Here is a 26,146-nt window from a genome sequence, read left to right as displayed (position 1 = left end):
AGCTGAAGCGCCCCGATGCGAACGCGTAGCAGAACGAGGGGCGCAGCGTCGTTGTAGAGGAATTTCGAACGTGTTGCGTTCCTGAGAACTCCACGCCGGCCAACTGTCCTGTCCCCGACTCCGCCGGGTCTCCTGTGGAGCACCGCTGTGCAAATCCTGCTGACCGCGAACATTGAAGTGGGGCTACTGATCCTCGCCGGATCATCCCTCCCGAGCTACTCCAAAACAACCCGGACTATGCCGGGGCCAAAAAGCTTCTATAGTGAAAGCAGGTCAGAACTTGTAGTTCAGACCGATGCGAACGGCATCAAACTTCGCGCTGGCTTTTATTGCCTCCGGATGGTTCGTCCAGCCAAGGTCAATGTGCATATACTCGATCTTGGTAGTCCAATGAGCGTCAAGCGCATATTCGGCACCGGCGCCGGCAGCCCAACCCACATTGGTGTGTTTCACGTACCAGCCGGGGATGTTCTCGATTTGCGACTCGACTTGGCCGAAGGCCAAGCCGCCCGTGCCGTAGATAAGCAAATTGTCGATGGCATAACCAACCCGCGCCCGTGCCGTGCCGTACCAATGAACTTTGGTATCACAGGCCCCGGGAAAGCAGCCCCAGCTACTTCCATCGGGTTGACCAATGTTGCCGGGACCGAAGCTTCCTTTGACCGCCGAATAGGAAACATCAGCTTCGGCACCCACAACCCAGCTCGGCTGGAATTGATAGTTGTAGCCGGCCGTCACGCCCCCAACCAAACCTCGAATGTCGAATGGATTTGAATCAACCGAGTCATGGAATTTGCTGTCGCCCCACCCATAGCCTGCTTGGGCGCCGAGGTAGGCACCTGACCAGTTGTAGCTCGCGGCGACTGGAAGCTCAGTCACAACGTCGGCGGCAAAGGCGCCGCCCGACAGCGCTACCAGCGCGGCGACTGCAAGCAGGACGGATTTCATAGCAAGCCCCTTATTTCCGCATGAGCTATACAAATGACTTCTAAGATTGGAAATGGCGCCGCATGTTTCACGTAGTGATTGCAATTTTATGTTGTAACCCAGCAACACCGACGAGGATGGCGGCCGAGCGCTGGCTTGGCTGCTGCTGCGGATATCTGGCTGGCATAAGTGCGCCGAATTCCCTCGTCGGCGTTGAGGTCGCGTTCGCGGTGAGCCTGCCGCACGTCTGAGCTTGCTGTTTCGACGCCTACTGACGAGTGGGCGCCTCAGTCTGATAGGCGTCGCACGCTCGCTGAAATGCCGTCAGGGGCTGATCCATCCTGACATGAATGCGCGAACCGTCATGTTATGGTGCCGGTGGTATTCATGGCATCCGCTCTGGCCTGCCGTTAAGCGAAGGAGAGTTCACCACGTCCAGGATCAGCCGACGCGCCTTACTTTTCCATTCCGGTTGCGCAGTCGCTGCTGCAACCGTTCCAGCAAACGCTCGCGGCACAGACCCGCTGAGTCGTGACCGGCAACCACCCACCGACCTGCGAGCGCTGATCGAGGCGCACAAGATGTGATGGGAAGAGACTTCCCAGCGCGTAGACGGTCAGGCCCGCAATGTCTGCAATGCGCCTCATGTAGGTCGTTAGAACTGCGGTGGCCGACCTCCAAAAGCGGACCTTGCCGCACCCGGAGCTGCCGCGCTGGAGTACGTCCTTTCTGGGCCAAGCGGGGATCCCACCCCTGCATGATCGTGTCGGACAATGGCACCGAGCTGACCTCGAATGCCATCCTGGCGTGGCAGGAGGATCGGCAGGTCGAATGGCACTACATCGCGCCGGGCAAGCCGATGCAGAATGGCTTCGTGGAAAGCTTCAATGGTCGACTAGAGCATAATCTGACCTGATGGAATCGCGAGGGATTCCGGCGAGAATATCTGATTCATCATGTCTGCTGGATATGGAGGCCTGCAGGCATGGTTAGAGGGTGGCGAAGCTGTGACGCAGCGTGTGCGGCCCGACCCGCTTGGCGATGTCGGCCGCCTGCGCGGCCTCGACGACCACGCGATAGAGCTGGCGCGTGCTGATTGGCTTCATCGAATGCTGCCCCGGGAACAGCCAGCCGTCGCGATGCATCACCCCCTGCTGGCGTCCGACCTTCCACCACTGGCGCAGCAACAAGAGCAGGTCTTGCGACAGCATGGCGTTGCGGTATCGCCCGCCCTTGCCGCGCTCGACGCGCAGCAGCATGCGCTCGCTGTCAACGTCGGCGACCTTCAGCATCGACACCTCGGCAACGCGCAGACCAGCCCCATAGGCGACCGACAGTGCGGCCTGGTGCTTGAGACACGTGGTAGCGTTGAGCAGCCGGGCAACCTCGTCGCGGCTCAGCACCACAGGCAGCTTACGCGGGTGCGCCAGACGAACGAGCTTGCGCGCCAGATCGGGACGATCAACCGTATGCGTTAAGAAGAAGCGCAGCGCCGATACGATGCTGTTCATGGTCGGCACGGGAACGCCGTCCTCCTGCTGCTCGATCTGGAACCGGCGCAGGTCGTCGGTGGTCACTGTGTCTGGTGATCGCCCAAGGAATGTCGTCAGGCGTCCGATATCGCGGAGATAGTTGCGCTGCGTCTCTCGTGAGAAACGCCGCATGTTCATGTCGTCGATCAGTCGCTGGCGCAACGGGCTGATCGAAGCTTCGAGAACTGGATGAGGCATGGTCAGGCTCCTTGTTGAAGAAGCCTGTGATGCTCTGCCCCTGCCGAACCCCGCTCAACGCAGGCGCGACGACCGGTTCTTGATCTCTACCTCAACCGCGGGCGCCCTCCCGCGCAGCGGGTTCGTTCTCCGGCCCCATTTCAGTCATTCCGATCGCGGGCAAGTGGGGCGGTTTCTGAGAGCAATATATCGTTTCAGCGAGCGGCGATTGCCGATACCTCCGGCAATCAACAGGTTTCGTCAAGGGTGCAGTGACGCGAATCGACGCTGCGTTTGTGGGGCAGGGAAGGGCGCATGTCCTGCGCCAACGCCCTCGCAGGTCGCTGGCTATATTTGCGATCTATCAACCGTCGCACGACGGTTGGGCAAACCCGCAAATCTGTGATTTCAGGGGGAAATTGGATCGAAGCGTGACCAACCGTGATCCGCAATGGTCGGTAGGGTGCCGAGCAGGATCGTTGTGGAACTTCCTCTCCCAGTAAGCTATCTTATTGAAAGGCATTGCGAAATCCCTGTCTACGAGCACGTAGGAGCGGCTTCTGGGGGCGGTATTGGATGTTCCTCCGTCACAAATCACGCCTACTCACCGCCATTCATGCTGAATCGCTTTGACGCCCGGCACGCCACTGTATTCTTTGATCCCACGTCTCGAGTTCCTCAATTGGGTACAACACGGCTTTGCCAAGCTTGACGTTCGCCGGTCCAATCCTCTTGGCTCGCCAATTTCGCAGCGTCCCAAGAGAGATGCTGCGGCGATAGCGTTCCGACACTTCCTCAGCTGTCAAAAACTTCCTGTTGTCTATCAAGCTCACCAAATGTCCGACATCGGGAACATGCGAGCGGGCTGAAGCACGCTCTCAAACCTTTGGTCATGCAGTGGCGCGGCAATGAGTGGGTAAGAGCAGCGGAAATAAAAGCCGCTGAGCGAGGGAGAGTAGCAGCAGGGGGATATGCCTGGATACCACAATCCAATTCACGAAACGAATAACGAACTATACGAACAATCCATTGGAGTAATTTGTTTCGCTCCAGCAATGTCCAAGTAGCCAACTTCCCCTATGGAGCCCAAGATGTCGGACCAACACGGAATTCCCGAGACCGAGCACGGCGAGACGCCTAACGTGACGCTGAACCGCCGCGACCTGCTCGCACTGACGTCGGCCTTCGCCATCTCGGCGGCGGCGTCCGACCTGTTCACGGATGCCGCCCATGCGGCGGATGCATCCGACCTGCCGGTCTATCTGCAGGGGCAGTACAAGCCGACCTTCGCCGAAGTGACGCAAACGGATCTCAGGGTACGCGGTGCAATCCCGCCCGCGCTGTCCGGCCGCTATTTCCGCAATGGCCACAATCCGCACACGCCCGACATCATCCCGCCATTCTGGTTCGCCGGTAGCGGCATGATCCATGGCGTGCGCCTGAAGGACGGCAAGGCGGAGTGGTACAGGAACCGCTGGGTGAAAACGCCTGCCTTGACCGGCGCGCCGTTGTTCCGGGCCGACGGCTCGTTCGATCTGGCCGCGAGCGCCGCCGCCACCAGCGTGTTTGCCCATGCCGGCAAGATCCTGGCCCTGCAGGAGGTCAACCTGCCCTATCAGTTGACGCCGGATCTCGACACCGTCGGAATTTACGACTTTGCCGGCAAGCTGCGGAACGTCATGACGGCACACCCCAAAATAGATCCGGTTACCGGCGAGATGCTGTTCCTCTCCAGCCTGCCTGTCCCGCCCTTTCTCACCTACCACGTCGTTGATAAATCCGGCGTCCTCGTCCACAGCGAGGTCATCGACGGTGCTGGTCCCTCGCTCAAGCATGATTTCGCGATTACCGAGAATTATGTCTTGTGGTTCGATGCCAGCGCCACTTTCAACCCGAAATCTGGCTTGGCTTTCCCTTATACTTTTGACACGGCCTATCCTGCCAGGATCGGCGTAATGCCGCGCGATCGCTCCAAGGGCTCGACCCGGTGGATATCAGCGCCATCCTACCTGATGCTGCATCTCGGCAATGCCTGGGAACAGGACGGCAAGATCGTGATTGAAGGCCCGCGCTACGACGGTGCCGCCTGGGCGCATACGCTTGCCTTCATCAATTCGTCGCCTGGCCACGACGTCTGGCCGGCCGACGGCATCCGGCATGCGCGATGGACCATCGATCCGGTGAAAGGCACGGCCGCGCTCGATGTCCGCGACGACCTGTCGGTCGATTTCCCGACCTTCAACATGGCCAGGCGAGGCCGTGCCTCGCGCTATGCCTACGCCGTCGCATTTCCCGGCAACGGTCTGAAGAATCCGGCCATCGTCAAATACGACGCCCGGAGCGGCGAACGTCAGGTTCTTGAATTCAAACCCGGCCAGATGCCGAACGAGGCATGGTTCGTCGCCGACCCCAATGGAACCGCCGAGGATGACGGCTGGCTGATGAGCTACGTCGGCGACCTCACGACCGGCAAGGGCGAACTGTGGATCATCGATGCCAAGAACATGGCCGCCAAGCCGACGGCCATCGTCGAAATCCCGGTCTGGGTCCCCGGCGGCATCCACGGTTCCTGGATTTCCGACGCGGAACTCAAGGCCTGAACCTCGCCCTCAAAAGAATGGACCTTCCAATGTACAATCCCTCCAAAAGCTTCCGTGCCAGCCTGTTGGCGCTGCCTCTCGCCGTCGGGGCAACCATTGCCGTGGCCTCGACCGCTCCGGCCGCCGATGCGGCCCAGGCCGCAAGTGCCGCCTCCAACGCATCGCTCGCCGAACCCTGGCGTCTGTTGTGGAATGGCGACCTGTCCTACACGGACAAGATCATCTCGCCGGACTTCGTCGCCCACGCGGCGCCCATCACCGGTTCGGGGGGTGACACGATCCACGGCCGCGCCGCGCTGAACGCCTGGATCAGCGGCATCAAGTCGATCTTCCCTGATCTCGATTTCCAGATCGAGGTCGGCCCGATCGCCGACCGAGACCACTTCGTCGTGCGTTGGCGGGCACGGGGCACCTATCATGGCGGGTTCCCGGGCGCGCCCGCCTCCTCCACCGGCCGCAAGGTCACCTTCACCGGCACCGATACGCTGCGCGTCAAGGACGGCCAGTTGGTCGAATACTGGGCCAATGCCGACAGCCTGCTGTTCGTGCAGCAACTGGGCATTGAAACCGTTCCCGGAGTGGTGAAGGCGACGACGGCTCAGTAGGCACGGAGCGGGGGGAACTGCGGGACTCAGCAGGCTCCGTGCTAGAGAGCTTTGACAAGCGCCTCGACGAGATCCGCCACATGGCGCACGGCCTGATCCTGATCGCGGCGGATGTGCCACGCCATGTTCAGCGGAAACCCCGTCACGGGGATCGGCGGTTCGAACACCGCAAGGCCGTGCCCTCCTTCCATCGACAGAGCGCGGCGCGGGACCATCGCAATCAGGTCCGACGCCAGAAGCAGTGGCCTGACCATCAAGAAGTTCGGCACCACGATGCCGACCCGCCGGGCGAGGCCCATCCGGCCAAGCGCGTCATCGAGAGGGGTCCTGACCTCGCCTCGTCCAGAGACCACCACATGCGGATAGGCCAGCCATTGTTCGAGGTCGAACCCTTTCGCGGCCGGATGGTCCCGCCGCATGGCCAGGGCATATGTCTCGAACAGGATTTCATGGCAGTGGAAATTCTCGTCGATGCCGCTGAAAACCGACACCGCGAGGTCGGCGTGTCCTTTGGCCAGGGCCTCCAGAGCGGCATCGGCCCCATGCCACGGCTGGATGACGACCCGTATCCCCGGCGCCGTTCGCATCAGTTGCGCATAGATCTGGCTGACGATGCCGAAACTCGGCGTGTCGGCCATGATCACCCGCACCGTCTGCTCGATTTCGCTGAGGTCGATGGCGGGCGGATCGATCAGGGACAATGTGCCCGCCAGCAGCGTCTTCAGCGGCTCGCGCAGGCTTTCCGCCCTTGGCGTCAGACGCATGCCGCCCGCCCCGCGCTCCAGCAACTGGTCATGAAACAGGTGGCGGCATCGCTCGAGCGCGCTCGATGTCGCCGGCTGCGACAAGCCGACCCGAACCGCCGCCCGGGTGACATGGCGTTCGTCGAGCAGCGCATCCAGGACGACAAGCAGGTTAAGGTCGATGCTTCGTAAATTCATGCTGGCAATAACGGCGGGCGTTGGTCATCTGGCAAATTAATGTCGTTTGTGGCCGCCGTCCATCGCGGAATATGCCAGGTCATCTATTCAGTCACCAGACCGCTGAAGCTCGCAATGACGCTATCTGCGGCTCCGGGCGGCGAGTGCGCATAACTCTCATCGTGCGCTGATTGGGAGGATTGTAGCAGGGTATCTGAGCCTTGGCAGACACGCTTTGCGCGATAATTTGTTCAATCAATAGAAATGTATATCAATGATCTATTGGATTAATTATGCGACAGCCTTCATTCTTATGACATCCCAGAACACAGGAGATTGTCATGAAGACTCTGGTATTGATGTTCCATCCTGACCCAAGCCGCTCGAAAGCAAACGTCGCACTCGCGGAAGCGGCCCGATCCGTCCCCGGGGTCGAGGTTGTCGATATGCAGGCGCTGTATCCCGATGGTCGGCTCGACATGTTCACCGATGGCGCGGTCGAGGCGGCGAGACTGCTCGGCGCCGATCGCCTCGTGCTGCAGTTTCCGGTGCAGTGGTACGCGACACCACCGCTGCTGCGTGCTTGGCAAGACGCGGTTCCCACCCGCATGTTCTACATCGCCTACGAAGCGGAAGGCCGCCGGCTCGAAGGTACCCCGATCCTGATCGCGGCGACGGCTGGCAATGTGCCCGAGGCCTATACGCCGAGGGGGCAAAACCTGATTCCGCTCGGCGAACTGTTGAACCCACTGCGCGCCACGGCCCACCGTTGCAAGCTGCCTTGGGCAAGCCCCTTCCTGATTTATCGCGCCGACAAGCTGACCGCGTCGGGACTCGCCGACGCTGCCTCCAGCTACGCCACAAGACTGAGTGACTGGGCCGCGGAAGACGCGCCGGCCTGCGCGGCCGCCTGAGCGGTCAACCGTTAACACTCAGGGGGTTAAGCCGCCGAATCTTACACCAGATGGAGCTAGACGACCGGGCGCATTCAATGCAGCTAAACGCGCATCGGCGATACCTACGAGCCAACAGCCAGTATCCCAAGGTCCTAATATCAACAGGAGAGGCCAGGTCCAACCGGGTCGATCGTATGATTTCGAAGTTGACACTCACGCAGGAAAGAAGACGATTACGATTCGAGACGACGCTAACGGTCACTACTTCGGCCCCAACGATCCCCAGAATCGTGGACCGCATTTCAACGATGAGAACGGCGGCCACTATGACTACTGATACTGTGGATTTTACAAGAGATATTTATTCTGAAAATTTGGTTCTTAATATCCGCCCTCCGCATGACGGTATTCGACCATCTATCGCAGGTATATCTATTTATTCGAGGGGGTCGGAACCATATGAATCCTCACGGGAGCGTTTTATTTCCATTGTTTTGGATCTTTGTTACGCATACCAAGATTATGCCATATGGCTACTTGTTGGAACCGAGGCGTGGCAACGTGACAGCCGGATACTGAGGCATCAAAAATTGACCGGCCTGCTTAGGAAGAATAAAGTGGACCTATCGCAATTTGGAAAAGTAGAGGAAGTTCAAATATCCTCTGAATATGGCTTAAAATTTTTCGTCGCGGTAAATTTAACGAAAGAGAATATTGGTGACGCTTTCAATATTGTGTTAGAAGAGAAGTGCTCGTATGTCGTTGTTGGTAGAGAAATGACAAATATAATGGACTTTTTAAAAGCTGGATGGATAGGAAAGTTATATTTGGATTCTAAATTGGTACTCGTTTCTGCAGAAAATGATTCGGTTATCTTGAAAGCGTTTGACGACAAGTCGAACTCTGAACGCGGTGTCACTGCGATCGGGAATCCACTTCTAATCCAGAGTCTATTTGACAGGTTTCAATGATCGAAGGTGTTTGGCTTCGATCATTGAGTGCGCCGAACTTGTACACGTATCCACCTGAAGCTTAGCCCTAAACATACGCCTGCGTCGTGGTTCCGCCTGCATGCGGCGGGGCGGGCCGGAATTCCAGTCGCGGCATCTTGAAGTGGATGCAACCCTCAGAGGAGATCGCCGGCCTGCTCGGCTTCGTCCGCAGGCATCCGATCGTCGCGACCGCATCCCGTCGCGATCCGCATCGACGGCGCTCTTACCTTGACGGCAGCTTGCGGCACGGTGGCTACCGGTGCAGCAGGCGCGCGTCATGGCCGAGCTCGACCTGATGGCCTCGACGCCGATCGATTCGTCGCAGGCCCATATCGTCTTCGCCGATGATGCCGATGGTGGCGGTTCCTTTGATGTGTGAATTATAATTGCAGTTTGCTGCACTCTTTTCATGCGGCAATAGATTGTTCAACCGCGGCGGCTGACCTCTTTTGTGTAGGCTCGCCTGCTTGGGCGGCCGTTTCAGCACTATGTCCGGGAGAGATTGTCCTGATGGAATGGTAAATGCTCTAACAGTGTTGAAAAACTGTTTTGTTCACGGAACGTATCAGAATCCGACCGAGCACAAATCAGATTCAAAACGGGTATCTCCGATCCCTTTTCCACAGCCCGCTAGTGCCTGATGACGCCAGCCGATGCGGACGGCTGCGACGCGCGCTTGCCAAGGTGCACCGCGCCTATGCCGAGGCAATTAATGCCCGGCAAAAGCAGACCAGACATTTCCGCCCAGACCGCTTCGGAATTGCGGTGACAGGGCACTTTTTGGGCCGCTTCAAACAAGTCATGGTCCACCACGACAACCCTCGATACGGCCAGGTAATCGCCACGCAATATTTTCCGGTGCGCTCGACCTCGGGGCAGTGGTTGCGCCGCTGCAGTACACTGCCGGCACCAACCTATTCTCAGCCCCTCTGCCACAAACCTGTGACTAAATCAGCCCGTCTCATCTTGTTTCACACGCGCTCCCTACACCCTCTATAGACTGCGAACGCGTGCCGGGCACAGAATCAGCCGTTGCGCGCGGGGTGGGGTGTCATGGCGACGTACAAAACGCAATTCCTGGATGGGTTCGACTGGTGGCGCGATGAGTTGCGCGCCGTGTGGGCGAGCCTTGTTCCCCGGGCAAAACAGTCGAAACCGTCGGACTGGACCATCGGCATCGCCGATGACGGCATCCGTGTGCATGCGGCGGGCGGGCCGGGCTTCCAGTCGCGGCCGCTGGCGCTCGATGCGACCGCCGACGAGATCGCGGCACAACTGCGAACCGGGCGCAGGCATCCCACCGTCGCGATCCAGCTCGACAGCACCCTTTCCCTTGTCAGGCATCTCGCGGCGCGGCAGTTGCCGGCGCGGCAGGCGCGCGACATGGCCGAACTTGACCTGATGGCCTCTACGCCAATCGATCCGTCGCAGGTCCATATCATCTTCACCGACGGCGCCGATGGCGGCTGTTTCTACCGCGTGCTCAAGAAGAAGAGCCTGGCGCCGGCTCTGGACGCAGTCCGGGCGGTCGGCGGCAACCCTTCCTCGCTGGATATCGTCGGCTCGGAGCGGACGTGGCCAGCCGATCCTCTCAGCCTTGCGGCGATCTGGCCGTCCCGGGCGCGCGACCGCTTCGTCCGGCGCGCCTGGGTAAGCGCGGTCGCGGTACTGCTTGTCGGCCTAGCCGCCACATATGGGCATGCGCAGTTGCGCTATTGGCAGGCGGCAAGCGTGCTCGACGAGCAGATCGCCACTGCCCAGGTCAAGGCCAAGAAGGCGCGCGCCGCGCTGCAGAAGCGCCAGACGGAGCTCGACCAGACGGAAAAGCTGCGCGCCTCGAAGAAAAGCGCCGTCTCCGTGGTTCGCATCCTGGCCGAACTTACCCGCCTGTTGCCGGACAGCGCCTGGGTGACCGATCTCTCATCCAGGGGCAACCAGATCACGATCACCGGCTTTGCGGCTTCAGCCGCCGACCTGATTCAGCCCATCGATGCCTCGCCCCTGTTTTCCGCGCCGGAATTTTCGTCACCGGTCGTCAGAGTTCCCGGGCAAAGCGGCGAGCGTTTCACCATCACGGCAAAGGTCGGGGATGGCTGAACGATGGTGACGGCAATCCTCAACAGCCGTCTGCTGATCCGCCGCTCGGTCGCGCTGGCGATCGCGGCAGCGTGCGTGTTGCTGGTCGGCTGGCTCGCGTTTGTCGCGCTCAGCAGCGTCGCTTCGGCCAGCGCCGACATTGATGAGAAACGCGCGACGTTGGGCCAGATCGAGGCCGTTGTCGCGCTGGCCAAGACCATCGAAGCCTCGGCCTCGCCGGTAGCCGCCTCCAGCAATGGCGAATTCCTGTCCGGTGAAAGCGAGGCGGTCATTCGGGGTGCGCTGCAGACCCGATTAAACGCCATTGCCGCCTCCAACGGGGTGACGGTGCTGTCGGCGGGCAACGCGCCCGCTCTCAATGAGGACGGCGTTGCCTATCTCGGCCTGCGCGCCAATGTTTCGGGGACGCTGGAAAGCGTCCACGGCTTCATGTTCAGTCTCGAAACGACGCTGCCGGTCCTGTTGATCCGCGAGACCACGTTGCGGACGACGAACGTCGCCCCTTCAGCTGCGTCCAAAGTAGCGCCAGAGATTTTTGCCGAAGTGCTGTTCTACGGCGCGCTGCAATCCGGCACGGTGGCGGCAGCGACGGCCGAGACAAAGCCATGATCCGGATCTTGGCGGCAGCCGGCATTGGTTTGGTGGCCGCCGCGCTCGCCTTCGCGAATGTGGCGCTTTACGACACACCGGTCGATATCTCCCCGACCACGGCTTCGGCGCAACGCAACGTTCGCGAATTGCAAAATGTGGTCGCCGGCGAACCGACGTCCGTCGCAAGCACCGACTTTGCCGAGACATTCGAGCGCCCGTTGTTCACCCCGACGCGGCGAAATTTCGTACCCCTTCCCGATCAGGCGCCGCCGCCAGTGCAAGCGGCGACGGCTCCTATCGCGCCGCCACAACCCGTTGCAATCATAGCGCCGGCCGCCGCGCCGTCGCTGCTCGGCGTCAGCATAAGCAGTACAAGCGCAAAGGCTCTGCTCAAGATCGCGGGCTCGAACAAAGCCAACTGGTACGGCAGCGGTGAAACCATCGATGGCTGGACGGTTTCCCGTGTCGAGAAGGATGCGGCGACGCTGGAACGAGATGGGAAATCGGAGCGGATCCCGCTCTACCAGCCGCCAACCCGACCTCCTTCCCTTGCAGGAGGCGGTGATGGTCTTTGATTCCACCCGTGACGAAAACGAAGGCTTCGCCCTGGTCGCCGTGCTTGTCTTCATGCTGATCGTTTCGGCTGTTGTGGTTCCCTTCGCGCTGAGCGCAAGGACACGGCTGATGATTGCCAGCAATGAGATGGAGCACGACCGGCTGTCGATGGTCGCCGACGGCTTAGTCAATGTCGTCGCCAGCGAATTGTTCGATGGCTCGGCGGTAAAGGGAGTGCCGCTGGATGCCGAGCCGGCACGGTGCCGTTCGGGGCATCTCAGCTTCGACTTGCGTGTCCAGGACCACAGAGGCCTGATCGATCTCAACGCCGCCAGCGACACTTTGCTGACGCAAGGCATGGCATCATTTGGCTTCGATCCGCAAAAGGCCGAGGAGATCGCCAAGGCCATCGTCACATCAAGAGGTCCACCGAACGCTTTTGCCTCCAACATCCAGCCGCAATCCTCGCTCGGCCCCAAACAAAACAAATTCGCGGCCTTCGAATCCGTGTCTGAGCTGCAGGAGTTTTCGGCGCTGGCTTCCATACCGCTGCGCGATCTTTACGATGTCTTCACCGTCAATCTCAAACAAGGCTCGATCGTGCTTGCCGATGCGCCGAAGCGGCTGCGAAACGTCATTGATGGCGGATCACACGATTATCAGGCGGTGGGACAGGATAAAAGCGGCGGCACTGTCTATACGGTAGAGATCGCGGCCAGGCGGGACGGGTCGGGGGTCACCGGCCAGGCAGGGCTCGTCGTCGAGAAATCATCTTTGATGGCCGCAGGTTTCAGGCGGGTGTCGCGGATGCCGGCCGTCGAAACCGACGACGGCGGTCCCACTCCGTTGGTGCCAACGGCCAGTTGCGATCTCTTTTTCGGCAGCGGCGTGGCTCAAATCCTAGCGCGCTGGAGCTAGATCATGAACGCCGCGCCGCAGACATCTCGCATCGAAGCATTCCTCGCCTTTCTGGAGAGCGAAAAGATCCTGACCGCGCACAGCGCACAGCGGGCGATGGGGGCGGCCACGACGTCGGGGCATCCTTTCGACACGGTGATGACGGAACTCGGGCTGATGGGCGAACAGGACCTCGCCAACAGTCTGTGCCGTTTCCTCGACGTGCCGATTGTTGCCGGAGTGCCGGAGCAGTTCAGTCAGGAGATGCTTGCCAGCGTGCCGCTAGCGTATCTCAAGGACAATGCCGTCCTGCCGCTGGAGATCGACGAGCGCCAACTGGTCGTCGCGGTCGCCGACCCCTTTTCATCGGCCACCATCGATGCGCTGGCCTTTCATTGGGAAAGGACGCCGTCACTGCGCATCTTGCCGCGGCGCGTGATCGGCGAATGCATCGACCGGCTGGAGCGGTCGGCGGCGGAGGCCGTGTCGCTGGAAAGCGGCAGTGCCGCACCTTCGGATTTCGGCTCCGACGATCTCGAGCGGCTGAAGGATTTTGCCCGCGAGGCGCCGATCGTGCGCTTTGTCGCCGACACCATCCACCGGGCGGTCGACGCCAAGGCGACCGACATCCATATCGAGCCGCTGGAAGACCATGTCCGTATCCGGTTTCGCCATGACGGCATGCTGTCCACGGTCGACACGGCGCCGTCGGCGATGCTTTCGGGCATTTCGACGCGCATCAAGATACTGTCGCGGCTGAACATCGCCGAACGGCGCCTGCCGCAGGACGGCAGAATGCGCATCGCGGTGCGGGGGCGCGATATCGATCTCCGTGTGTCGGTCATTCCATCTATTCATGGCGAAGCCATCGTGCTCAGAATTCTCGACCGCGCCGGGGTCGAGCTGCGGCTGGAGAAGCTGGGCTTCGACGAAGCCGCGCAGGCCAAGATCAGGCAGATGTCGCAAGCCGCCAACGGCATCGTGCTGGTGACGGGTCCGACCGGCAGCGGCAAGACGACGACGCTCTATTCGATCCTGTCTGAGTGTTCCAGGCCTGACGTCAAGGTCTTCACCGTCGAGGATCCGGTTGAATACAGAATGGCCGGGATTACGCAGTTGCAGGTCAATCCGGCGATCGATCTCGACTTCGCGACGGCGCTTCGTTCGATCCTGCGCCAGGATCCCGACATCATTCTGCTCGGCGAAATTCGCGATCGCGAAACGGCGCAGATCGCCATCCAGGCGGCGCTGACCGGCCACCTGGTGTTTTCGACGCTGCACACAAACAGCGCGGCCGGCGCACTGACACGCCTGCGCGACATGGGCGTCGACGGTTATCTGCTCGGCGCGACGATTCGAGGGGTCATTGCACAGCGGCTGCTGCGTCGTGTCTGCCCGGTCTGTCATGGCGCCACCGGCGTCGGTGCCTCCTGCAAAGGCTGCAATGGTTCCGGCTATAGCGGACGGACAGTGACCTACGAAATGCTGCAGGTGTCGCCGCGGATTGCCACTTTGATTGATGAGGGCGCCAGCGAAATCGAGATCGCAAAGGCAGCCGCCGAAGCCGACTTGATACCGATGGCGGCGCATGCGGCCACGCTGGTGCAGCGCCAAGTCACCACGATTGAAGAAGTGCGGCGCGTCATCGATCTCGACGGAGGCGGATGATGCCGCCATACGCCTATCGCGCCTATCTCGCCGACGGGACCAGGGAAAACGGCGTCGTCGACGCACCGACCAAACAGGATGCCGCCCGCAAGCTCGCCCAGCAGGGCCGCCGCTCCTATCATCTGGCCCCCGCCAGCGGTGAACAGGCGACGATCAGGCTGCCGGGCAAAGGCAGCTTCACCCTGACGCGACAAGTCGATTTCGGCCGGCTTTTTGCCGAGCTTTCGGTGCTGCTCAATGCCGGTTTCACCATCGACCGCGCCTTGAGTGCCGTCATTTCGGGGGAAGGCAATGCCACCAGGCGCCAGCAGTTGCAGACGGTGTTGGATCTCACCACCGGTGGCCGCTCCATTGCCGACGCGTTCCTGACTTTGCCTGGCATCACAGCCGACATCGCAGCCTTGCTGGCCAGCGGCGAGCGCAGCGGCAAGATGGCCTACATATGCCAGCGTCTGTCCGATACGTTCGAGGCCAAGGCAAAGCGCCGTGCCTCGATCGTCGAGGCCCTGACATATCCCGCGTTCCTGCTGGTGGTGATGAGCGGGGCCATGGTTGTTCTGGCAACTGTGCTGGTGCCGGCTTTAGAGCCGATTTTCGAAGGCTCCTCTGCTCCCAAACCATTCACGATGCGCATGCTTTCCGCTTTCGGCAGCGTCTTCAACCACTACCCCTTCGTCTTTCCGCTGATCCTCCTGCTAGGGCTGCTCGCCTCTCTCGTCCTGTCCAGGTCTCCGACCGCAAAAACAGTGTTTTCGCGTTGGCTTCTCAGAACGCCGGTGATCGGCGTCCTGGTCAAGAACGCTGTGCTTGCGCGCTATCTCGAGACGCTTTCGCTGCTGCTGGGCAACGGCGTGACGATGAGCGAGGCTTTGAGCCTGGCAACCAACGTTTCGCAGCAGAGCTCCTTGAAGGCGAGCTTCACCGCCATCGAAGAGGAGGTGGCAAACGGTGCACGGCTTCACAATGCAGCCAGCAACGCCGGCCTGTTCGACAATGCTACGCTCTCGTTGATATCGCTTGGCGACGACGCCAACGCGCTTCCCGTCGTGCTTGATCGTGCCGGCAAGATGCTGCAGACGGCGCTGACCCTACGGATCGACACGCTGCTGAAGCTCTTGACACCGGCAATGACGATCTCGCTCGGCTTTCTGGTCGGCAGCCTGGTCGTCTCGGTGATGACCACGATCCTCAGCATCAACGATCTGGCGCTGCAATGACGACATCTGCGCCTGTGCCGGGAAGAGAGAGCCCCGAGGCCGGATTCACCTTGATCGAAATGCTGATCGTGCTGGCAATAATGGCCGTCGTCGCTGCGATCGCAGCACCCGGGATCGTCCAGAGATACTGGTCCGAAAGTCTAGACACCTCATCGAGCGAGATTGTCGCGCGGTTTCGCACGGCCCGCACCTTGGCCATCGCCACCGCCAGGCCGCAGCGGATCGTCATCGACACAGACCGCCGAACAGTCCGTTTCGACGACCAGCATGTGCTCAATCTGCCGCAGGACGTGAAATTGACCGTGACGACCGGCCGCGAAACCGTGAAGGACGGGCGTCGGGCGGTCTTGACGTTTCTTGCCGATGGCAGCGCGTCGGGTCTGGAAATCGATCTGCAGCGGGGGGAACAAGCCGCGCACATCGAGGTGAACTGGCTGACTGGGCTGGCCAGCCTGCAGGTGAAGCCATGACGCCGGCAAACAGCTCCGGCGACGATGGCTTCTCGATCCTGGAAATGATCGTCGCCATGACCATCCTCGCCCTGGTTCTCGGCATCGCCAGCCAGACGATTGTTCTGGCTAGCCGCAGCATCGTGACAGCCAGGGAACAGGTGGAGGCAGCACGGAAACTGCGCGCCATCATGGCGCAATACGATGCCGGAAACGACGGCGCCGCCAAACTGGACGGCATTGCCCAGTCAGGCTGGACACTCAAGACTTATCCCGTCGACGTGGCGAAGGCAAAGATGTCCGCCATCGTCATTGAGAAAGGCGGGGCGGGGGGAAGCGGATCGTTTCTCACTTTCTTGCCCGTCACGCAGCAGAATCGGCAATGAACGGTTTGCTGCTTCCCACAACCACAGCCATGCGGGCCCTTTTTCCTCGCCGGCCCCCGCACGTCAGAGCGAAAGCTGTCGCTGGCTCGCGACCGCTGCCGCCACGCCCCGGGATCGAAGGGTTTGCACTGATCGACGTGCTGGTGGGTCTCGCCCTCGTCAGCGTGATTTCGGCCCTGATGATCGTCTTTCTCGGTCAGGCCCGGACCATGATGCGCATCAGCAAGGCGACCCAGATGCAGACGGAGGTTGACGCAGCGACACGGTTTCTCGAAGTCACGCTCAGCAACGCCGAAGCTCTGCCCCTGGCGCAATCGACGCCCGACGATGTGATCTATTTCAGCGGCGAGGCCGACCGGCTGCGGTTCAACGGCATCATGGCGATCGGCTTCGGCTCCGCCGCACTCAGGGAAGTCACGATCCTGCCCACTGGCGACGGTCGTTTGTCCATCGTCCAGAACCTGCGACGGGGAAGCAGCGCCGGCGGTGAGGCCGAAAGCCGGACCGTGCCGCTGATCGGCGGCGTGACCGGCGTGCGATTCGAATATCTCGACGGCTCGAAAGGAACGTGGTCGGTAGACTGGAAGACCAACCGGCGACTGCCAAGCGCCGTCCGCTTCAGGATTTCGGTCGCCAGGGACGGCGCAATCTATGCGTCCGACGGTTTTGCGCGGCTCAGCCTGGCAAGTCTGGGGGCACGCCGGTGAACTGACGAGGCCGGTCGCCTTGCGTGCTTACGCCTGTTGCTGTCCCAATCCGGCTTTGGGCGACCTGCCTAGTTGCTCACGTCCTGGTCTTCGCCGGTTCCGTCCGGCTTGCCGTCGCGGCCATAAGTGCGAATCACAATGCCGCTGGCATCCGCCTTTAGCTCATACACATAAGGCCTGCCCCAGGGATCGTTAAGCCCGCTGGTTGTCTTGAGGTAGGGGCCGTTCCAATGCGTGTCGCCGGGCGGCGCCATCACCAGCGCCTTGAGCCCTTCGTCACCCGACGGATATTTGGCGTTGTCGACATAGTAGAGCTCGAGTGCGCTTTCGATGTTCTTGATCTGCGCCTTGGCCGCGCTGGTACGGGCGGAGCCGAGATAACGAAGCACCTGGGGCGCGACCAGGGTCGCGATCAAGGCAATGATGGCGAGCACGACCAGCAGCTCGACCAGCGTAAAGCCGGCTTCGCGTTCGTTGCCTCTGTCCTGCTTGTTTTCGGCCGAGCCGATGAGACGGAAAATGTGCATCACAGCACCCCCAGGGTCAGTCCATAAAATTGTTCCAGCGCCCAGCTGCAGCCCAGTCCCAAGGCAATGAACGGGCCGAACGGCACACGAGAGCGCGCTGCCGCCGGTCCCGCGGCAACGATCTGTCCGCCGATGAACAGAAGGGCGGTGGCGCTGGCGATGAACAGCAGCACAGGCAAAAGCAGCGGGTTGATCCACAAGGCGGCGGCGGCCAGCATTTTGACATCGCCAAGGCCAAGGCCGATCCTGCCGGTCAGCAGGAAATGGCCGTGCCGCAAACCCCGGAAGGCAACAAGCGTCAATACCGCGGCCATGATCTGTATCGGCGCGTCGTCGCGCTGGACGACCAGCTGAAAGCCTAGTCCGCCTGCCGCTAATGCCAGATTGAGCAGATCCGGAATGATCATCCGCCTGAAGTCGATAATGCTTATGGTGGCGAGAGTGGCCGCAAGAACCATACTGGCAACAATCAGGATCCGGACATCTGCTTCCATGGTCAGTAAGCCAGTCTCTTCAGGTCCTGCTGCGATTGGGTGCCGCCACGCCGCTTCTGGATCGGGGTCTGCAGGCTGATCTTGCCGCGAAACTCTTCGGTGACTTCACGGGCTTCGTTGATGTCGCGCACAACGTGAGGCCGGATGAAGATGATCAGTTCGGTCCGTTTGATGCCATCGTCTTTCTGCTTGAAGGCGTTGCCGATGATAGGGATGTCGCCAAGGATCGGCACCTGGCTGCGGTCGACACTGTTGTTCTGCTGGATGAGACCGCCCAATGCCAGGCTCTCGCCATCATTGACGAGGACGCGCGTCTGGATCTTGCGCTGCTGAATGGTCGGCGAATTGATGTCGGAACTGGTTGTCGTCGTTACGTTGCTGACTTCCTGCTGGATGTCGAGCATCACCCGGCCGGCGTTGTTGATGCGTGGCGTCACCGTCAGGATGACACCGGTGTCCTTCATCTGGACCGAGTTGATGATCGGTGCGGCGCCACCCGTGGTGTCCTGCGATTGCTGGGTAAGGATCGGCACCTGGTCACCGACCTGCAAAATCGCCTTCTGGTTGTTGAGAGCTATGATCGTCGGCGCCGAGATGACGTTGACATCCGTGACCTTCGACAGGGCGTTCAGCGTCACCTGGATGTTATCGGTGGCATAGCTCCAGTTGAAGCCGGGCAGAGCAGCGGCGGCCGCACCCTTCGCGACGTCGGACAGCGAGACCTTGGTCCCGCCATTCTCGAAGAACCATCGCAGGCCGTATTTGAGGTCGTCATTGAGCGTGACTTCCGCGATGACGGCTTCCAGCATGACTTGCGTCGGCAGAACGTCGACCTTGGTCAGGATCTGCTGGATGCGTTCGTAGTCACGCGCCGTGGTCTGGATCAGCAACGCATTATTCTCGATATCGGCGACGACTGTGGCATGCGGCTTGGGCTGCCCGTCGGGTGCGAATTCCCCGGCTGGCGAAGGCCCGGTCAACGGCGCCGGCGTCACGCCGTCGGATTGCATCGCGATCGGCGTCTGGTCGGGCGAGACATTGACGCCAGACGACCCGCCCTGGGTTTTGACAGAGGTGCCGAGAACGGAGCTCAGGACTTCGGCAAGTTCCTTGGCCGGGCGGTTCTGGATCTGGTAGACGAAAAGCTGGTCCTCATTGGTCTCGGCCAGCCTGTCCAGCTTGGCGATCCAGGTCGCGGCGCGTGTGAGATACGCAGGGCGCGAGGTGATGACCAGCACCGAGTTCAGACGGTCGTTGGGAATGAACTGGATGAGCTTGGCGCCGGGACCACCCTTGGTGCCGAAGATTGAATCGAGTTCCGTCGCGACCGCGGACGGTTTGGATGCCTTCAGCGGATGCAATGCCACCGACATGCCGCGCATCCAGTCAACGTCGAACACCGAGACTGCTTCGCGAATGGCGTCGAGGTCATTGTTGTTGCCGGCTACGGTGATGAGGTTGCGCGTCGGATCGACTCGCAGCACCGAACCCTGCCTGGTGATCGGCTCGAGAATGGTCTTCATCTCGTCGGCGGCGATGTATTGCAGCTGCAGCACCTGCACCTTGACGCCCGGTCCCGACGGCGAGACCGACGGCACGCTGACCGAAGGCGTGCTCGACAGGGTCTCCGAAAGCGGCACGATCTGATAGGTGCCGCCACGCTTGACGATGCCGGCGCTGTTCACCGCAAGCGCCGACTCCAGTATGTCCGACAGCGCATCCTTCGACACCGGCTTCGAGGTCTGCAAGGTGACCGTACCCTGGACGCGCGGGTCGACGACATAATTGACATGTAAGGCATCGCCCAGCACCGCCTTCGCCGCATCAGCGACCGATGCATTGACGAGGTTGAGTTCGTATTGGCCGGCGCCGTTGCCGGTTACCTGGGCAACGGGGGCGGCCGAAGAGACGAACTGGCCCGAGCCCTGATACTGCGCGCCATTAAAGCGCTGCGCCTGGTCGGAGGCCGAGGTGACGGCGCCAGGCCCGGTATAGCCTGCCCGCAAAGGCGAGTTTTTGGCGTGTAGGCTCTCGACAGTCTCGGTGAAGAAGTCCTTGCCCGGCGTCGATGTGCAGCCGGCGATGGCCAGCAGTATGCACAAAAAGGCGCGATTACTTGGTTTGACCCACATCCACCCGATTCCCCTAGAGCGTCAGTCTAGGTGTTCTTGGACGGCCTCGCCGGGATTGTTGGGGTTACTTGAGTTCTATCCACAGGGTTAATGGCAGGCATACTCTGCGCGGTGCGGCGATAGACGCTCTAGGATGGCGGAGCGTTTTATCCGGCACACCGAGGGCGCCCCTCAAAAATAGGGGGAGCCCTGCGGTTGATCCTAATGCGAACAAAGGACCATCGAGCACCGAAAAATCCACGATCACCGCCAATCTCGCGCATTGCGGCATCGAAGCTTAACCGGCGCAATCAAGAACACGCGAGTAGCCAATAATAGAAACCACATTTGATTACAGGCGGCACCTCTTTATTTTCTATTCACTGCCGCTCTTTTAACAGAGACCCCCGCCACATTGCCAAATAGACTTACTATCTGACTAGCTATATCTCGGATGCGGCCATCATCCATTTTTCCGACGTCATTTTTGTACAAGGCAAGCGTGACATCCTGCGGTTGTTTAATTCCAAGAGTGTTTCCTCCAATTATAAACATGTCATTCCCATTAACCTGAATAGTATAGTATATCTCATCCGGAGTTGTAGGGGCGATCCTTATTTTAAAGGAGTTGCGCTCAGAAAATTGTCTTAGCTTCTCGAAAAATAAGCTTCTCGATGCGTCATCGACGAACAGATCAATTGAGCCAACTGGGAGCTGGTTATCGTCAGTAGAATTAACGTAATGACTGATCCTGTATTGCTGTCCAATTGAGAGGATGGCGACAGTCGCGATCACTATATAGGTCTTCAGCATCACCACCCTCACGATCCGAAATGATGTCTATCAATATTTTCTTTCATCTGACGGTCGACTCCATTGAATATACTTGGACCAGCAGCCTGGTTGACGTCATTCATTCCCGGAATCGAATTATTCCCAATACCATGCGTGGTAACGCTCCACGATCCGACTGGATCTTGTGATATTGTCCTCGTGATCTGGCCGTCATATAAGACATGCTCCGGCAAGGTTCTATTGGTTATCGTAAGCTTATCTTCGCTAACTGTGGTTTGGATTCATCCCATTGGTAATCCGAATATAGGGTCCTTAACCGTATATAGTCCTAGGTTTGTTACCGGCTTTGAGGGATCTTGACCCGGATAAGCGAAGCGCAACCCCTGATCCACCATTTCCTCACGGGTACAGGTGTTGTCGCAAACCTTATTGGTTGTCGTATATTCATGCCAACCGGGCAAATTGGGGGAAAAGCCGTTTTCAGCGGTTTTGACGCATCCTTTGCAAGATTTCTTGTCGCCGAGCGGGCTAGGTAAACCGCTTTGTGTTTGATTTGCGGTGTTCGTGCTGTTCGTTGCAGCTCCATCTCCCGAACCGCCTTTTGCGCCACCTCCCTCCTTGTCAGCATCAGCCTGCCCTGCGGCGCTGTCGTCGGATGACCGTGGCGAAAAGGCATGTCCATTCGGGTCACTCTTGTTGACGGGGTCATTCTGGGCATAGGCATACCGGTTGGTGCCGACCCCAGGCAATGTCGGATCCCAGTCGTCTGGCGAGATGAACCTGCCGAGGACGGGATCCATGTATCGTGCATTGAGGTAGAGCAGTCCGGTCTCGGGATCGAAGCGCTCGCCGATGTAGGATTTCTGCGTCTGGAAGCCGCTGTTGAGGCGTTCGCCATAGCTGGCGTAGTTGGTCTGTTCGGCGATGGCGCCGGTGCTGTCGGTGACCATGCGCACCGAGGCCAGGTGATCCCGGTGCAGGAAGAATTTTGCTCCCCCGACGACCTTGATGTCGGGATGCGGATAGCGTGTGTAGACCTCCGCTCCCGGTGTCGCCGGGTCGATCTTGACGGACGCGTCGGGATAGAGCGTGGTGGCGAAGGTTGAGGCCTTCTTCACCCGCGCGCCGTCAGGACCGTAGACGAGGTTGACGGTGTTGGAGGCGAGCGTGACCGTCTTCAGCCGGTTGGCCTCGTCCCAGGTCAGCGTGCGGCTGCCGTCCGATGTGAGATTGCCGTTGGCGTCATAGGCGAGTGTCTTGGCGCCGACGCTGGTTGGCGCATGCGGCCTTGGTGCTGTCGCCGCGGGGTAGACATAGGTGCCGGCGACCCGGCGCATCGTTATTGTGCTTGCCGCGCGACCCTCAACATTTCGCTGTCGCCCTACGCTACCCGCCGGCCTCATCCCGAAATCGGCGAGGAAGAGCGATCTTGCCGCCGCTATGTGCTCGGTGATGTACGGCGCCGTCTATGTACCGGAAAAATTACGAGGGCCAACCGCCCGACCCCCTATGTACTCGAGTACTGCGCAAGCTCAACATCTGTAGCCGCACGCAAGCAATGATCGGGTCTCGAAGTTGGACGGACCTATTTCGAGACCTAGCGGCGTTTCGAGGCGCGGTTTACACGTGCACTGTCGAGAGCGGCCGCCGAAGGTCCTGTGTGGGCGATAGAACAGGCGATTTCTTCAAAATCATCTCAAATCCCGACGTCTTTACGGACAATTTCCCGATATCTAATTCAATAACACATAAGAATATATCAGTCTCTCCGTTTGTACTCTTTCTAAGATACGACATGCTTAGATTTTCAATTGTCGCACCGATCAAACTTCGTGAACTTATATCCATGACAAGTTCATAGGAGTTAAGCAAGTATAAAATTGCCGGAGCAACAAGAAAGCTTGCAACTCCTTGCTTGTCAACCGTGCAGTCAAATATGTAATCGATATCCAATGACATTGCATAGCTTTCATCCAAAAAAGAAACACTATACATTCGACAATCGTGCCATCCCATTGAGGGATAGTCGGTCATGCTCCACCTATTTTTAACTGACTTCATTTCAACTACATCCCGAGATGAGATTTAACCCTATCAATGTCTTGTTGTGTCATTCCCCTCACGAAAGACCGATCCTTGTTAACATATGTCTCGCCCGTTACTGGGTTAGTGTTTCTAATTCCTTGCTGAACGTGCGGGGTGGGTATTCCCTTGTGGGCCACACCTCTCAAATCATAGTAAGTTACAATGTCTCCATCTTCTATCGTCACCGTATTCTTATTGACCTTTTTGGCAATATCTTGAGCTTGGGCAGTTACCTCTGGCGTGCTGGCGCCCGGTACCGTCGAGTCGACGTCAGCTTTTTTCTCGCCTGGGTCGTCAGCTTCATCGCTATTGTTCGATATTAAACCCTTTAGCCAACCTGCGATATCCTGACCAAATTTTTGGTTTTGTTTTTGGGCAGGACTTCCTGGAATCGCTTGAGGCGCCAATGGGATAAAGCCCCCGGGAACCGGTAAGCCAATGGGCGCGGCTTGAGCAGTTCTGACGCAACCGCTGCAATTCTTCTTACTGTTAAACGAATTTGGTAAGCCATTGGCTGTCTGCTTCGCCGTTTCCGAACTTTTCGTTGTGGCGTTACCAACGGAATTCCCACCGCCGCCACCAAATTTCGTGGCATCTGCATCAGAATCGCGCGGCGATGTCGGAAGCGCATGTCCATTGTTGTCAGCATTGTTGACGGGGTCATTCTGGGCATAGGCATACCGGTTGGTGCCGACCCCAGGCAATGTCGGATCCCAGTCGTCTGGCGAGATGAACCTGCCGAGGACGGGATCCATGTATCGTGCATTGAGGTAGAGCAGTCCGGTCTCGGGATCGAAGCGCTCGCCGATGTAGGATTTCTGCGTCTGGAAGCCGCTGTTGAGGCGTTCGCCATAGCTGGCGTAGTTGGTCTGTTCGGCGATGGCGCCGGTGCTGTCGGTGACCATGCGCACCGAGGCCAGGTGATCCCGGTGCAGGAAGAATTTTGCTCCCCCGACGACCTTGATGTCGGGATGCGGATAGCGTGTGTAGACCTCCGCTCCCGGTGTCGCCGGATCGATCTCGACGGACGCGTCGGGATAGAGCGTGGTGGCGAAGGTTGAGGCCTTCTTCACCCGCGCGCCGTCAGGACCGTAGACGAGGTTGACGGTGTTGGAGGCGAGCGTGACCGTCTTCAGCCGGTTGGCCTCGTCCCAGGTCAGCGTGCGGCTGCCGTCCGATGTGAGATTGCCGTTGGCGTCATAGGCGAGTGTCTTGGCGCCGACGCTGGTTGGCGCATGCGGCCTTGGTGCTGTCGCCGCGGGGTAGACATAGGTGCCAGCGACCCGGCTGCGCGAGACCATGTTGTCGTTGGCGGCGTAGACGAAGCTTTCCGAGAGCGTGGCGTCGCCCGGATTGGTGCTCGAGGTCAGCCGGTCGGCATTGTCATAGCCGTAGGTCCAGCTGTCTGAGGCCGTCAGCCCCGTCGTGCCGGTGATGCGGCCAAGGTTATCGCGCGCATACTGATCGTCGAGCAGGATGGTCGCGCCCTTCGAGGTGGTGACGCGCGTCACCCAGCGCCGTGTCGGCGAATAGGTGAAGCTGGTCTTCACCCCATTGGCGTAGTTGATCTCCCTGGTCTGGCCATCGGCCTCATAGAGCGTCGAGGTGATGAAGCCGGGGGCGGAGGCAAGCTTGTTGCCGGCGGTGTATTGCAGCGGTGAAGCTGTCGTCCCGAAGTCGAGCTGCACCGGCAAATATTGCGTCGCCAGTGTCTGCCCCGAGGCATCCCGCACGGTCGTGGTGGTGTGGGTCAGCCCGGCGATGGCGGCGTCCTGGCGCGCCACCTTGCCAAAGCCGTCATATTTGAAGGCCTGCGTGGCGGCAGGGTTGGTCGAGGTGGTCAGCTGGCCGATGTTGTAGAAGCCGGCCGCCGCCTGATCGTAGGTGTTCTGGGTCAGCGTGACCGCGCTGCCGCCCGAGGCCGTGGCCGTCTTCAGCGTCAGCCGGTCCATCTGGTCGTAGGCGAGCGTCGTGACAGTGCCCCTGGCATCGGTCTGGCTGACCAGCCGGTTGGCGGCATCGTAGGTGTAGGTCCAGGTGCCGAGATCGGGATCGGTCGCCGACAGCCGGTTGCCAAGCATGTCGTAGCTGTAGGACCAGCTCGAGCCGCCGGGATCGCTGACGCCGATCAGCCGGCCAAGCAGATCGTAGCTACGGTACTCGATCAGCGCCAAACCAGTGACGTCGCGCACGGCGACCGTGGCATCGCCGCGCGTCGACAATCCCGTTCTGGCTTGGTGGCCAAGCTCGTCGGTGGCTACCACGCCAAATAGCCACGGGTTGAATGTACCGGTCGCGGTAGCAAGGTAGTGCACATAGGTGCGCTGGCTGGCATCCGGATTGACGGTCTTCACCAGCCGGTCGGCCCAGTCGTAGCTGTTGGTGGTCCACTGCGCGGTGTCGCCGACAAAGCGCGGGAAGGCGGTGCGCAAGACATTGCTTCGCGCATCATAGTCGGTGTCGGCAATGCGCCGTGCTCCGGCCGCCGTCTCGCCGGGGGTTTCCACCCGATAGACCCGGCCAAGGCCATCATAGTAGGAGCGGGTAAAGTCTTCGCCGGCGCCATTCGGCAGTGGCGTGTACTTGACCAGCGCCTGCGTCGCCGGATTGCCCTCGTTCTCGAACCGCGTTTTAGCATAGGCGCCCGTCACGCTCTGCGAGACCTGGTAGGGCCGGCAGAACGGGTCATAGGCAAAGGTCTTCACCAGGCCGTTGACGTCGGTCTTCGTCGCCGGCAGTCCGCACACCGCGTTGAAGGTCGCGCTCGAGACGAAGCGCGTGTCGGAGTTCTGGCCGCCGGTGGCAAAATACCGCGGCGCCCGCTCCGTCACCGGATAGAGGTGATAGGTCGCGTCATAGTCCCATTCGGTCTTGTGGCCGAGCCCGTTCGTGGCCGCGATCTTGTTGCCATAGCCGTC

At 59.9% G+C, this 26,146-nt stretch carries 22 protein-coding genes and 1 pseudogene; 14 read left to right on the top strand and 9 right to left on the bottom strand.

The genetic code is table 11. The features are described from left to right. Window positions 1-273: 273 nt before the first annotated feature. Window positions 274-948 (bottom strand): outer membrane protein, encoded by a 675-nt coding sequence (locus FJ958_RS29275; protein ID WP_140748912.1) that lies wholly within the window; start codon window positions 946-948, stop codon window positions 274-276. A gap of 727 nt (window positions 949-1,675) precedes the next feature. Here FJ958_RS29275 and FJ958_RS29270 point away from each other — a divergent pair. After that, window positions 1,676-1,825, top strand: a pseudogene (locus FJ958_RS29270) (integrase core domain-containing protein); the annotation flags it as partial. A 91-nt stretch (window positions 1,826-1,916) separates the two neighbouring features. On the opposite strand, the gene FJ958_RS29265 reads toward FJ958_RS29270, so the two are convergent. Continuing rightward, the gene (locus FJ958_RS29265; protein WP_210243492.1) at window positions 1,917-2,657 is read right to left on the bottom strand and encodes a tyrosine-type recombinase/integrase; all 741 of its coding nucleotides are present in this window, start codon (window positions 2,655-2,657) and stop codon (window positions 1,917-1,919) included. 1,070 nt (window positions 2,658-3,727) lie between these two features. Here FJ958_RS29265 and FJ958_RS29255 point away from each other — a divergent pair. Together FJ958_RS29255 and FJ958_RS29250 are read left to right on the top strand one after the other, a co-directional pair. Next, the gene (locus FJ958_RS29255; protein ID WP_140748909.1) at window positions 3,728-5,236 is read left to right on the top strand and encodes a carotenoid oxygenase family protein; all 1,509 of its coding nucleotides are present in this window, start codon (window positions 3,728-3,730) and stop codon (window positions 5,234-5,236) included. A gap of 29 nt (window positions 5,237-5,265) precedes the next feature. Further along, window positions 5,266-5,841, top strand: coding sequence for an ester cyclase (locus tag FJ958_RS29250; RefSeq protein WP_181176563.1), 576 nt, complete (start codon window positions 5,266-5,268; stop codon window positions 5,839-5,841). Window positions 5,842-5,882: 41 nt separating this feature from the next. Here the strand turns inward: FJ958_RS29250 and FJ958_RS29245 are convergent, their stop codons facing one another. Next, the gene (locus FJ958_RS29245; RefSeq protein WP_140748903.1) at window positions 5,883-6,782 is read right to left on the bottom strand and encodes a LysR family transcriptional regulator; all 900 of its coding nucleotides are present in this window, start codon (window positions 6,780-6,782) and stop codon (window positions 5,883-5,885) included. Between the two features lie 320 nt (window positions 6,783-7,102). Here FJ958_RS29245 and FJ958_RS29240 point away from each other — a divergent pair, with 320 nt between their 5' ends. The 11 genes from FJ958_RS29240 to FJ958_RS29175 all read left to right on the top strand — a co-directional run bounded on the left by FJ958_RS29240 (window position 7,103) and on the right by FJ958_RS29175 (window position 17,216). Then, window positions 7,103-7,675, top strand: coding sequence for an NAD(P)H-dependent oxidoreductase (locus tag FJ958_RS29240; protein ID WP_140748900.1), 573 nt, complete (start codon window positions 7,103-7,105; stop codon window positions 7,673-7,675). Between the two features lie 308 nt (window positions 7,676-7,983). After that, window positions 7,984-8,628, top strand: a complete 645-nt coding sequence (locus tag FJ958_RS29230; protein WP_140748894.1) for a hypothetical protein — start codon at window positions 7,984-7,986, stop codon at window positions 8,626-8,628. A gap of 1,074 nt (window positions 8,629-9,702) precedes the next feature. Further along, window positions 9,703-10,746: a PilN domain-containing protein gene (locus FJ958_RS29215; protein ID WP_140748891.1), complete on the top strand. Its 1,044-nt coding sequence runs from the start codon at window positions 9,703-9,705 to the stop codon at window positions 10,744-10,746. Window positions 10,747-10,749: 3 nt separating this feature from the next. Then, window positions 10,750-11,355, top strand: coding sequence for a type II secretion system protein GspM (gene gspM, locus FJ958_RS29210; protein ID WP_140748889.1), 606 nt, complete (start codon window positions 10,750-10,752; stop codon window positions 11,353-11,355). Beyond that, window positions 11,352-11,912 carry a hypothetical protein gene (locus tag FJ958_RS29205; protein ID WP_140748886.1) on the top strand — a complete coding sequence of 187 codons (561 nt, stop codon included), beginning with the start codon at window positions 11,352-11,354 and terminating at the stop codon, window positions 11,910-11,912. Before gspM ends, FJ958_RS29205 begins: the two co-directional genes overlap by 4 nt. Continuing rightward, a complete protein-coding gene (locus tag FJ958_RS29200) occupies window positions 11,902-12,810 on the top strand; it encodes a general secretion pathway protein GspK (RefSeq protein WP_140748883.1) in 909 nt (302 codons plus the stop codon). Before FJ958_RS29205 ends, FJ958_RS29200 begins: the two co-directional genes overlap by 11 nt. Before the next feature lie 3 nt (window positions 12,811-12,813). Next, window positions 12,814-14,457, top strand: a complete 1,644-nt coding sequence (locus FJ958_RS29195) for a GspE/PulE family protein (RefSeq protein ID WP_140748880.1) — start codon at window positions 12,814-12,816, stop codon at window positions 14,455-14,457. Further along, window positions 14,454-15,674 (top strand): type II secretion system F family protein, encoded by a 1,221-nt coding sequence (locus FJ958_RS29190; protein ID WP_246679822.1) that lies wholly within the window; start codon window positions 14,454-14,456, stop codon window positions 15,672-15,674. Before FJ958_RS29195 ends, FJ958_RS29190 begins: the two co-directional genes overlap by 4 nt. Beyond that, entirely contained in the window at window positions 15,671-16,144 is a 474-nt protein-coding gene (locus FJ958_RS29185; RefSeq protein ID WP_140748874.1) for a GspH/FimT family pseudopilin, read from the top strand. The genes FJ958_RS29190 and FJ958_RS29185 overlap by 4 nt, the downstream gene beginning before the upstream one ends. Continuing rightward, on the top strand, window positions 16,141-16,509 hold the full coding sequence (locus tag FJ958_RS29180) for a prepilin-type N-terminal cleavage/methylation domain-containing protein (RefSeq protein WP_140748871.1): 369 nt from the start codon (window positions 16,141-16,143) through the stop codon (window positions 16,507-16,509). The genes FJ958_RS29185 and FJ958_RS29180 overlap by 4 nt, the downstream gene beginning before the upstream one ends. After that, window positions 16,506-17,216, top strand: a complete 711-nt coding sequence (locus FJ958_RS29175) for a general secretion pathway protein GspJ (protein ID WP_246679820.1) — start codon at window positions 16,506-16,508, stop codon at window positions 17,214-17,216. The genes FJ958_RS29180 and FJ958_RS29175 overlap by 4 nt, the downstream gene beginning before the upstream one ends. A 68-nt stretch (window positions 17,217-17,284) precedes the next feature. Here FJ958_RS29175 and gspG read toward each other — a convergent pair whose 3' ends face one another. The 6 genes from gspG to FJ958_RS29140 form a co-directional block, all read right to left on the bottom strand. Further along, entirely contained in the window at window positions 17,285-17,743 is a 459-nt protein-coding gene (gene gspG / locus FJ958_RS29170) for a type II secretion system major pseudopilin GspG (RefSeq protein ID WP_140748868.1), read from the bottom strand. Continuing rightward, window positions 17,743-18,237 (bottom strand): A24 family peptidase, encoded by a 495-nt coding sequence (locus FJ958_RS29165; protein WP_140748865.1) that lies wholly within the window; start codon window positions 18,235-18,237, stop codon window positions 17,743-17,745. Before FJ958_RS29165 ends, gspG begins: the two co-directional genes overlap by 1 nt. A 2-nt stretch (window positions 18,238-18,239) precedes the next feature. Continuing rightward, complete coding sequence (gene gspD, locus FJ958_RS29160; RefSeq protein ID WP_140748862.1) at window positions 18,240-20,369, bottom strand: type II secretion system secretin GspD; 2,130 nt, start codon at window positions 20,367-20,369, stop codon at window positions 18,240-18,242. A gap of 348 nt (window positions 20,370-20,717) precedes the next feature. Further along, a complete protein-coding gene (locus FJ958_RS29155) occupies window positions 20,718-21,161 on the bottom strand; it encodes a hypothetical protein (RefSeq protein ID WP_140748859.1) in 444 nt (147 codons plus the stop codon). Between the two features lie 263 nt (window positions 21,162-21,424). Further along, a complete protein-coding gene (locus FJ958_RS31740) occupies window positions 21,425-22,480 on the bottom strand; it encodes an RHS repeat-associated core domain-containing protein (RefSeq protein WP_181176562.1) in 1,056 nt (351 codons plus the stop codon). A gap of 729 nt (window positions 22,481-23,209) precedes the next feature. Then, on the bottom strand, window positions 23,210-26,146 hold a 2,937-nt coding region (locus FJ958_RS29140), incomplete at its 5' end, for an RHS repeat-associated core domain-containing protein (protein WP_181176561.1).

Origin of the sequence: Mesorhizobium sp. B2-3-5 (genome assembly GCF_006442395.1) — a bacterium.
Taxonomy (GTDB): Bacteria; Pseudomonadota; Alphaproteobacteria; order Rhizobiales; family Rhizobiaceae; genus Mesorhizobium.
This window is presented reverse-complemented; position numbering and strand designations above follow the sequence as displayed.